Below are 678 nucleotides of genomic sequence, written 5' to 3'. Positions count from 1 at the left end.
CCGGGGATGCCCACGGAGGCGAAGTTGAAGTCGTAGCGGGCCTGCCAGGACTTCTCGTCCTTGTTGGCGAAGTCGCCGATCTGCACGTAGTTCACCAGGTACGGGTCGGTGCCGTTGATGTAGGCGTAGCCGGTGTCGCCGCTCATGCTCTGGTAGCCGAGGCCGAAGGCATGGCCGCCGAGGGCGTAGGTGAACATGGCGCCGAAGGCCTTGTTGTCCACGTTGCTGGTGCCTTCGTCGGTGGAGCGGGCGTAGCGGATGTCGCTCTTCAGGGACTGCTTGTCACCCAGCGGCAGCATGTGCACCAGGGTGAAGATGTGCTGTTTGTAGAAGTCGTCGAGGTTGCCGTAGTTGTAGCCGGTGGTGAGGTTGTCGTTCCACTTGTAGGTGGCCCCGCCGAAGGTGAACGCATCGCTGGTGGTGCCGCTGCGGAAGGTGATGCCGCGCGCGCCGCCGCTGGTGATGGTCATGTCCTCGTAGTCGGAGGAGTCGCGCTGGTTCACCTGGGTCAGACGGCCGGCGTCGAGGCTCAGGCCGTCGATCTCCAGGGCGTTGAGGTGGCCGCCCTTGAAGGTCTGCGGCAGCAGGCGCGAGTCGTTGTACTGCACGCTGGGCAGCTTGGGCATCAGGGTGCCGACCTTGAGCACGCTCTTGGAGGCGCGCAGCTTGGCGGTCACG

1 protein-coding gene is annotated in these 678 nt (G+C 64.7%); it reads right to left on the bottom strand.

What is annotated here, in order from left to right; genetic code table 11:
- A partial coding sequence (locus tag A9G05_RS26270) for an OprD family outer membrane porin (RefSeq protein WP_069563710.1) occupies window positions 1–678 on the bottom strand: 678 nt, incomplete at both ends.

Origin of the sequence: Pseudomonas sp. ENNP23 (genome assembly GCF_001728945.1) — a bacterium.
In the GTDB taxonomy this organism is placed as follows: domain Bacteria; phylum Pseudomonadota; class Gammaproteobacteria; order Pseudomonadales; family Pseudomonadaceae; genus Metapseudomonas; species Metapseudomonas otitidis.
The sequence above is the reverse complement of the archived record's forward strand: the minus strand, read 5'-3'. Positions and strand labels throughout refer to the sequence as shown.